General features: G+C 69.0%; 8 protein-coding genes. 6 read left to right on the forward strand and 2 right to left on the reverse strand.

The features are described 5' to 3' along the window. Positions 1-55: 55 nt before the first annotated feature. The gene (locus CSR00_RS28560; protein WP_099025739.1) at positions 56-1,198 is read right to left on the reverse strand and encodes a M23 family metallopeptidase; all 1,143 of its coding nucleotides are present in this window, start codon (positions 1,196-1,198) and stop codon (positions 56-58) included. Positions 1,199-1,501: 303 nt separating this feature from the next. Between CSR00_RS28560 and sucC the strand changes: the two genes are divergently transcribed. From sucC to CSR00_RS28585, 5 genes are all read left to right on the forward strand, one after another. Continuing rightward, positions 1,502-2,665 carry an ADP-forming succinate--CoA ligase subunit beta gene (gene sucC / locus CSR00_RS28565; protein ID WP_099025740.1) on the forward strand — a complete coding sequence of 388 codons (1,164 nt, stop codon included), beginning with the start codon at positions 1,502-1,504 and terminating at the stop codon, positions 2,663-2,665. A gap of 12 nt (positions 2,666-2,677) precedes the next feature. Then, complete coding sequence (gene sucD / locus CSR00_RS28570; protein ID WP_099025741.1) at positions 2,678-3,580, forward strand: succinate--CoA ligase subunit alpha; 903 nt, start codon at positions 2,678-2,680, stop codon at positions 3,578-3,580. A gap of 88 nt (positions 3,581-3,668) precedes the next feature. Further along, positions 3,669-4,187 carry a carboxymuconolactone decarboxylase family protein gene (locus CSR00_RS28575; protein WP_099025742.1) on the forward strand — a complete coding sequence of 173 codons (519 nt, stop codon included), beginning with the start codon at positions 3,669-3,671 and terminating at the stop codon, positions 4,185-4,187. An 11-nt stretch (positions 4,188-4,198) separates the two neighbouring features. Continuing rightward, complete coding sequence (locus CSR00_RS28580; RefSeq protein ID WP_099025743.1) at positions 4,199-5,173, forward strand: MBL fold metallo-hydrolase; 975 nt, start codon at positions 4,199-4,201, stop codon at positions 5,171-5,173. Between the two features lie 131 nt (positions 5,174-5,304). Beyond that, on the forward strand, positions 5,305-6,831 hold the full coding sequence (locus CSR00_RS28585; RefSeq protein ID WP_099025744.1) for an acetyl-CoA acetyltransferase: 1,527 nt from the start codon (positions 5,305-5,307) through the stop codon (positions 6,829-6,831). A gap of 37 nt (positions 6,832-6,868) precedes the next feature. On the opposite strand, the gene CSR00_RS28590 is transcribed toward CSR00_RS28585, so the two are convergent. Beyond that, on the reverse strand, positions 6,869-7,717 hold the full coding sequence (locus CSR00_RS28590; RefSeq protein WP_099025745.1) for an LLM class F420-dependent oxidoreductase: 849 nt from the start codon (positions 7,715-7,717) through the stop codon (positions 6,869-6,871). Between the two features lie 381 nt (positions 7,718-8,098). Between CSR00_RS28590 and CSR00_RS28595 the strand changes: the two genes are divergently transcribed. After that, positions 8,099-8,755, forward strand: a 657-nt coding sequence (locus CSR00_RS28595; protein ID WP_099025746.1) for a DUF5336 domain-containing protein, incomplete at its 3' end; no start/stop codon positions are given.

The raw sequence follows: 8,755 nt of genomic DNA on the forward strand, positions 1-8,755 counted from the left end.
GTATAAGCGACAGGGTCACCAGGTGGGATGCCGGGGGGCCGCGTCGGCGGGGCGCCTAACCGCCGAGACTGATGCCCCGGGCGGCCAGCCACGGCACCGGATCGATGCGATCCTGCCCGTTGGGCATGACCTCGAAATGCAGGTGCGGGCCCGTGGAGTTGCCCCGGTTGCCGATGGTGGCGATCTCGTCTCCGGCCATCACCCGCTGACCCACATTGACCAGCCAGCTGTTGACGTGCCCGTAGAGCGTTACGGTGCCGTCGGCGTGGCGCAGTTTCACGTACGCGCCGTACCCAGCGGTGGGGCCGGCGGCGATGACCACACCGTCGGAGACGGCGTAGATCGGCGTTCCGATGGAGTTGGCCAGGTCGATGCCGGCGTGCAGCGCGCCCCAGCGGTAGCCGAACCCGGAGGTGAAGATGCCGTGGGTGGGCATCACGAACAGTGGCCGCTGCAGCCGGGCCTCGCGCTCGGCGCGCTCCTGGGCGAAGGCGACGCCGGTGGCGACCTCCTCGGAGTGCGTGCTGCTGTTCAGCGCCGGCGTGACGGTGACCAGCTGCATCCCGTCGGAGTTGCCGCTGACCGACGGGACGGCGCCCATCGAGGTGCGGTCGGCGGCCAGCACCGTCTTGGTGGTGCTCTCCTGGGTGGACGAGTTGATCGCGGTGTGCGCGGCGGCCGCGGCGGCGCCGGCGGCCATCGCGGCGATCATCACCCGGCCCTTGAGCGCATTCGGGTTGGTCTTGCGGTGCTGGGCCACCCGGGGCAGGACGTCGGTGACGGTCGAGTCGTAGGCGTCGGCGGCATGCTCACCGGCGTCCCCGCCGGTGGACCCAGCGGCACGGGTCAGGTCATCCCGAAGGTCGCCGAAGACGGGGCGGTGGTGGCGCCCCGAACCGGGACCGGTGTCACCGAGATCTTTGCGGGGCTGCAGGATCAGCGGGACGACGTTCTCGGCGTGCAGCAGGTCGTCGAGCTCGGGCGCGTTGAGTACGGCCGCATCGGCGGCGGGAAACGCTCCGCAGACGTCAGCCCGTAGGTCGCCCTGGAAATCGGCCCCGAGATCCAGGTCACCGTCGAGATCGGCAAGGCTGCCGAACTCGTTGAACGGCACGATGTCGGTGACTTCGTTGGGGTTTTCGAAAGGGCTTTGGTGAGGGTTGAGCTCCCAGCCCCGTCCGCGCGCAGTGGTCGGCATCTTCGAGCGCGAAGACTCTGCCGAACTTTGCTGCGCCAACCTGGTGTCCCTCTTGTCGTGACCAAAGCGTTACCTGGACCACAGAGACGTTAACCAAATCCCAATGTTGGTGGCAACCCGTGCCGATGTTCCGGCGCGGATTGTGATTCGTATCACTGAGGCGCGGCGGTGACCTGTACCACAAGGGTGGTAGGTGGTGCGAGCGTGTCGCAGCGGTGTGGATACAGTTCCCACCGGGCTGTTTCTCGAAACACCGCCGTCATCAGACACCGCCGTCAATTTCAGAAAAGACAGTGAGCGCACATGGACCTTTTCGAGTACCAGGCGAAGGAGCTGTTCGCCAAGCACAACGTTCCGACCACGCCTGGCCGGGTTACCGATTCGGCCGAGGACGCCAAGGCGATCGCCGAGGAGATCGGCAAGCCGGTGATGGTCAAGGCCCAGGTCAAGGTCGGCGGCCGCGGCAAGGCCGGTGGCGTGAAGTTCGCCGCCACCCCCGATGACGCCTTCACCCACGCGACGAACATCCTCGGCCTGGACATCAAGGGTCACATCGTCAAGAAGCTGCTGGTCGCCGAGGCCAGCGACATCGCCGAGGAGTACTACATCTCCTTCCTGCTCGACCGCGCCAACCGCACCTACCTGGCGATGTGCTCGGTCGAGGGCGGCATGGAGATCGAAGAGGTGGCCGCCACCAAGCCCGACCGGCTGGCCAAGGTCCCCGTCGACGCCGTCAAGGGTGTCGATCTGGCGTTCGCCCGCTCCATCGCCGAGCAGGGCCACCTGCCCGCCGAGGTGCTCGACGCCGCCGCGGTGACCATCCAGAAGCTGTGGGAGGTGTTCGTCAAGGAGGACGCCACCCTGGTGGAGGTCAACCCGCTGGTGCGTACGCCCGATGATCAGATCCTGGCGCTGGACGGCAAGGTCACTCTCGACGCGAACGCCGATTTCCGCCAGCCCGGCCACGCCGAGTTCGAGGACAAGGACTCCACCGACCCGCTCGAGCTCAAGGCCAAGGAGAACGACCTCAACTACGTCAAGCTCGACGGCGAGGTCGGCATCATCGGCAACGGCGCCGGTCTGGTGATGTCCACGCTGGACGTCGTCGCCTACGCCGGTGAGAAGCACAACGGTGTCAAGCCCGCGAACTTCCTCGACATCGGTGGCGGCGCCTCTGCCGAGGTGATGGCCAACGGGCTCGACGTGATCCTGAACGACAGCCAGGTCAAGAGCGTGTTCGTCAACGTCTTCGGTGGCATCACCGCCTGTGACGCGGTGGCCAACGGCATCGTCAAGGCGCTGCAGATCCTCGGCGACGAGGCGAACAAGCCGCTGGTGGTGCGCCTCGACGGCAACAACGTCGACGAGGGCCGTCGCATTCTTGCCGAGGCCAATCACCCGCTGGTGATCCAGGCCGACACCATGGACTCCGGTGCCGACAAGGCCGCCGAGCTGGCGAACAAGTAAGGGACGCAACCAATGTCTATCTTTCTGAACAAGGACTCCAAGGTCATCGTCCAGGGCATCACCGGTGGTGAAGGCACCAAGCACACCGCGCTGATGCTCAAGGCCGGCACGCAGATCGTCGGCGGCGTCAACGCCCGCAAGGCCGGCACCACCGTCAAGCACCAGAACAAGGACGGCCAGGAGGTCGAGCTGCCGGTGTTCGGCAGCGTCGCCGAGGCGATGAAGGAGACCGGCGCCGACGTGTCGATCGCCTTCGTCCCGCCGGCCTTCTCGAAGGACGCGATCATCGAGGCGATCGACGCCGAGATCCCGTTGCTGGTCGTCATCACCGAGGGCATCCCCGTCCAGGACACCGCCTACGCGTGGGCCTACAACCTGGACAAGGGCGCCAAGACCCGCATCATCGGCCCGAACTGCCCCGGCATCATCACCCCCGGCGAGTCGCTGGTGGGCATCACGCCCAACAACATCACCGGCAAGGGACCGATCGGCCTGGTGTCCAAGTCGGGCACCCTGACCTACCAGATGATGTACGAGCTGCGTGACCTCGGTTTCTCCACCGCGATCGGCATCGGTGGCGACCCGGTGATCGGCACCACCCACATCGACGCCATCGAGGCCTTCGAGAAGGACCCCGAGACCAAGGTGATCGTGATGATCGGCGAGATCGGCGGCGACGCCGAGGAGCGTGCCGCCGACTACGTCAAGGCCAACGTGTCCAAGCCGGTGGTGGGTTACGTGGCCGGCTTCACCGCCCCCGAGGGCAAGACGATGGGGCACGCGGGCGCGATCGTGTCGGGTTCCTCGGGCACGGCGGCCGCCAAGAAGGAGGCCCTGGAGGCCGCGGGTGTCAAGGTGGGCAAGACTCCGTCGGAGACCGCCCAGCTGGCCCGCAAGATTCTGGAGCAGAGCTAGCCCGGTCGCGGGCAGACCGCAGGCGCGGCGGCGGGCCGGTCCCGCCGCCGCGGCCCCGGACCACGAGTTCCGTTCGAAGGGCGGGCCGATGGCGTCCTATCTCCCGGATCCGGGTGAGCTCAGCGCCGACCAACGCGCGGTCTACGACCTGCTGCCGTCGAACCTGACCCGGGGGCTGCTGCTCACCGGCTGCAGCGCCGAGCCCTACCTGTCGCTGGGGCGGTCGTTTCGCCGCGGATATCTGTCGGCTGCGGTGCGTGAGCTGGTCATCCTGCGGGTGGGGGCGCTGACCGCCAGCCGCTACGAGCTGCACCACCACGTTCCCGAGGCCCGCCGGGCGGGGCTGTCCGACGAGCACATCGACGCCGTGATCGACGGCTCGCGGTCCGTGGGGCGCCCCGATCTCGACGCCCTCCTGGCGTTCGTGGACCGGCTGGTCGACGCCGTCCGGGGTTCGGCACCACCCCCGGATGCGCTCGAAGAGTACTTCTCGCGCAACGAAATCGCCGAAGTGGTGCTCCTGGTCGGTCACTACGTGATGACATCGTTGTTCCTCCGGACCCTGGGCATCGAGCCCGAGGACGGGCCCGGCGAGCACCGACGGTGACGGGAGAGCGCGTGGCGGAGTCCGCCTTCGGCAAGGGACTGGTCGACCTCGGTGGCGGCGTGTACGGCTACCTGTCCGGCAGCACCGACTTCGGGCTGTCCAATGCGGGTCTGGTGGTCGCCGGCGGCGAGGCGCTGGTGGTGGACACCCTCTACGACGTGGCCCACGCGCAGGAGCTGGTCGACGCGATCGGGGAACACACCGGCTCGGCGCCGGTGCGCTACGTGTTCAACACCCACAGCGACGGCGACCACATCTTCGGAAACCAGCTGTTCTCCCAGGACGTGGAGGTCATCGCCACCGTCGCGGCCGCGGCGTTGATGACCCAGGAGCAGGCCGACCTGACCGCGGCCGCCTTCGACGAGAGCGCCGACCCGGCATCGCCGCTGCATCCGCTGTCGATCCTGGCGCGACCGTTCGACTTCCACCCCGTTCGGGTCCGGCCCGCCGACACCACCTTCAGCGCGGAGAAACACCTGCGGGTGGGCGCCGTGGACGTCGAGCTGCACGAACTCGGCCCGGCCCACACCGTCGGCGACGCGGTCGCCTATCTTCCGGAGAAACGGGTGCTGTTCGCCGGTGACCTGCTCACCCGCGACATCGTCAAGGTGGTGTGGTCCGGTTCGGTCGAGAACTGGATCGCCGCACTGGAGCGCATCCGTGCCTTCGACGCTGAGACCGTCGTGCCCGGGCACGGCCCGGTCCTCGTCGACGGTCAGATCCGGGCGGCGATCGACGCCGGGGTGGGCTTCTGGTCGTCGCTGCACGAGCAGGCCGCGACGCTCTTCGCGCGTGGGGTGCCCGTCGACGAGGCCGCAAGCCGTATCGACGTGGCCGCCCACCCCGATGCCGTGCTGACGCTGCCCACCCTCGTCGCCGCGGTCTACCACGGATTGGACCCGCAGGTGCCCTTCAAGACCATCCCCGAGACGCTGGAGTTCATGGCCGCCCAGGTCGCCCGCCTGGGCGCCTCCCAGCAGTCGTGACCCAGCCGGGCGCTCGCCCCGCGTTCGCTCCGGAACATCCCGCCGATTAGCCTTACGAAGTAATCGCTTGCTGTAATCGTTCGGCAATCGTTCGTCAGTCGTTCGTCGTCACGCTCGCCGGAGGGCCCTGCATGGATCCGCGCACACCCGTCATCGTCGGCGTCGGTCAGTTCACCGAACGCATCGACGATCCGGGGTACCGAGGCATGTCCGCGGTCGAACTGGCCACCGAGGCGGTGCGCGCCGCGCTGGCCGACACCGGTGCCGACACCGCCACGGTCGCCGGCGCCATCGAGGTCTTCGCCGGACTGCGGCAGTTCGAGATCTGCACCCCCTTCGCCGAACCCCCACTGGGCTGCTCGGACAACTACCTGCGCTCGGTGGCGCACCGTGTCGGCGCCGCGCCGGCCCGCGCCGTCCTCGAGCCCCTCGGCGGCCACGGGCCGCAGAAGCTGCTCACCGAGTTCGCCGGGGCGATCGCCGCCGGGGAGGCCGACACCGTCCTGCTGGTGGGATCCGAACCGGGTTCGACCGCACGCTATTTCGCCAAACGGGACGACAAGCCGGATTTCACCGAGAAGGTCGGCGGCCAGCTGGAGGACCGCGGCTACGGCTACGAGCAGTACATCGACGAGTACACCGTCGCCCACGGCATGACGGGGGCACCGGCGCAGTACGGTCTGCTCGACAACGCCCGGCGCGCCCGACTGGGACGCAGCGTCGAGGCCTACCGGCAGGCGATGGGCGAGTTGTTCGCCCCGTTCTCCCGGGTGGCCGCCAAGAACCCGTTCGCGTCCGCTCCGGTGGAGCGTTCGGTGGCCGAGCTGACCACGGTGACCGACGACAACCGGATGATCTGCGACCCCTACCCGCGCCTGATGGTCGCCCGGGACCAGGTCAACCAGGGTTCGGCCGCGCTGATGATGTCGATCTCGGCCGCGGACCGGCTGGGCGTCCCCGTCGAGAAGCGCGTCTACCTGCACGGGCACGCCGACCTGCGGGAGCAGCCCCCGCTGGACCGCGCCGACCTCGGCGCGAGCGTGTCCGCGGAACTCGCCGTGGGTGAGGCGCTCCGGATGGCCGGCATCGCGCTGGCCGACGTCGCGACCTTCGACCTCTACAGCTGCTTCCCGTTCCCGGTCTTCGCCGTGTGCGACGCGGTCGGGCTGGCCACCGACGACCCCCGCGGGCTGACGCTCACCGGGGGACTGCCGTTCTTCGGCGGCCCGGGAAACAGCTACTCCCTGCACGGCATCGCCGAGACGGTCGCCGCGATGCGCGACGGCAAGGGCCGGTTCGGTCTGGTCGGGGCCAACGGCGGGATCATGAGCAAGTACTCGGTCGGCGTCTACTCGAGCGAACCGGTCGAGTTCAGGCCGGACGCGGGCGCCGCCCTGCAGGCCGATATCGATGCCCGGCCGCGCATCCCCGTCACCCGCCACGTCAACGGCGGCGGCACCGTCGAGACCTACTCGGTGCGCTACGACTGGCCGGTGCGCACCGGCATGATCATCGGCCGCCTCGACACCGACGACAGCCGGTTCATGGCGCTCACCGAGGACGCGGACCTGGTGGCACTGATGAGTGACGGTGACCCGCTGGGGGCGCACATCGCGGTCACCGCCGTCGACGGGGTCAACCGGGCCCGGCTGGGCTAGCCATCACAACCCCGCCTCAAGCCGGACCCACGCCGTCTCAGACGAGGGCGGCGAGCTTGCCCGCCAGGCGTTCGACGTAGGCGGCGACCTCGGGTTCGGACTTGTCGGGCAATCCGAACAGCACCTCGGTCACCCCGAGTTCGCGCCAGTGCGCCAGCTTGTCGGCATCGGGCTTGAAATCCAGCGCGACGATCTGGGGTGCGCCGTCGCGGCCGGCGCCGGCCCAGGTGTCCTGCAGCAGCTTGACGGGCTCGTCGATGGTGACATCGCGCGGGGTGGTGATCCACCCGTCGGCGCTGCGGGCGATCCATTTGAAGTTCTTCTCGGTGCCGGCCGCCCCGACCAGCACCGGGATGTGGGACTGCACCGGCTTGGGCCAGGCCCATGACGGCCCGAAGTTGACGAACTCGCCCTCGTAGCTGGCCTCCTCCTCGGTCCACAGGGCGCGCATCGCCTCCAGGTACTCCCGCAGCATGGTGCGGCGCCGCCCGGGCGGCACGTTGTGATCGGCCAGTTCGTCGGTGTTCCAGCCGAAACCCACGCCGAGGCTGACCCGGCCGCCGGACAGGTGGTCCAGCGTGGCGATCGACTTCGCCAGCGTGATCGGGTCGTGTTCGACGGGCAGCGCCACGGCCGTGGACAGGCGGACCCGGGACGTGACCGCGCAGGCGGTTCCCAGCGACACCCACGGATCGAGTGTCCGCATGTAGCGGTCGTCGGGCAGGCTGTCATCCCCGGTGGTGGGGTGGGCGGCCTGTCGCTTCACCGGGATGTGCGTGTGCTCGGGCACGTAGAAGGTGGTGAAACCGTGGTCGTCGGCGAGTTTGGCGGCCGCTGCCGGAGCAATGCCGCGATCACTGGTGAAGAGAACGAGCCCGTAGTCCATGCCCAGAATTAGAACGTGTTCTAGTCATCGGGGCAAGGCCGGGTCGTCCGCGGCCCCCGCGCCCCTGTCTTCGGGCCGTGCCTTCCGGCCGTGTCTTCGGGCCGTGTCTTCGGGCTGTGTCTTCGGGCTGTGTCTTCGGCCCGTGTCTTCGGGCGCAGAACCCCGGGCCCCGTCGTCGCGCGCCTCGTTCCGGCCGCTGTGACCGCCGCCGCTACGGACACGCCGATTGGGACGCGGCGACGCCGGCCGGTTGCGCTAGCGTGGATGGTCGAATCGCGTCCCGGATGTGCGGCAGCCCTGCGCTGCGTCCCGAACCCGGAGGACGCGATCCGACACCAGCGCCGCGCCGACGGTGCCCGACGACACGACATAGGAGAGGTCATGACCTACTCACCCGGCTCACCTGGCAGTTCGGGCTACCCGCCGGGGCCGCCGCCCGGCTCCTATGGTGCGCCCGCCGGGCCGTACAGCCCCACCGGGCCGGTCGCCGATCCCGGGCCGAGCAAGCTGCCGCAGTACCTGACCATCGCGGTCGTGGTGCTGGGCCTGGCCGCCTACCTGGCCAGCTTCGGGCCGGTGTTCAGCACGCCCATCGCCCAGGTCGGGGCGTTCACGGTGGTCGCCTACGACTCCGGCACCATTCTCATGACGCTGGCCGCGGTGCTGGCCTCCCTGCTGGCCGCCGTCAGCCTGCTGCCCAAGATCAACGACCAGTCGACGCTGGTGGCGATCCTGTCGGTCATCGGCGTGCTGGTGGTGCTCGGGGCGATCTTCACCAAGGACGCCAGCGCCACGATCGGATGGGCGTTGTGGTTGGTGCTGGCCCTGACGGTGCTGCAGGCCGCCGCGGCGATCATGGTCCTGCTCTACGACACCGAGGTGCTGAGTCCCCCGGCCCCGAAGCCACGGTATGACCAGCAGTTCGGCCAGTACGGCCAGTACACCCCCTACGGCGCCCCCGGCGGGTACTCGGGCGGCTTCTACGGTGCTCCCGGCCAGGCTCCCGGCCAGGCCCCCAGCCCGCCCACCAATCCGCAG

Source organism: Mycolicibacterium palauense (assembly GCF_002592005.1).
Classification (GTDB): Bacteria; Actinomycetota; Actinomycetes; order Mycobacteriales; family Mycobacteriaceae; genus Mycobacterium; species Mycobacterium palauense.

Coding starts and splice junctions, on each gene's coding strand:
- sucD (WP_099025741.1), top strand. CDS start 2,678: ATGTCTATCTTTCTGAACAAGGACTCCAAGGTCATCGTCCAGGGCATC.
- CSR00_RS28590 (WP_099025745.1), bottom strand. CDS start 7,717: ATGGACTACGGGCTCGTTCTCTTCACCAGTGATCGCGGCATTGCTCCG.
- CSR00_RS28585 (WP_099025744.1), top strand. CDS start 5,305: ATGGATCCGCGCACACCCGTCATCGTCGGCGTCGGTCAGTTCACCGAA.
- sucC (WP_099025740.1), top strand. CDS start 1,502: ATGGACCTTTTCGAGTACCAGGCGAAGGAGCTGTTCGCCAAGCACAAC.
- CSR00_RS28560 (WP_099025739.1), bottom strand. CDS start 1,198: ATGCCGACCACTGCGCGCGGACGGGGCTGGGAGCTCAACCCTCACCAA.
- CSR00_RS28575 (WP_099025742.1), top strand. CDS start 3,669: ATGGCGTCCTATCTCCCGGATCCGGGTGAGCTCAGCGCCGACCAACGC.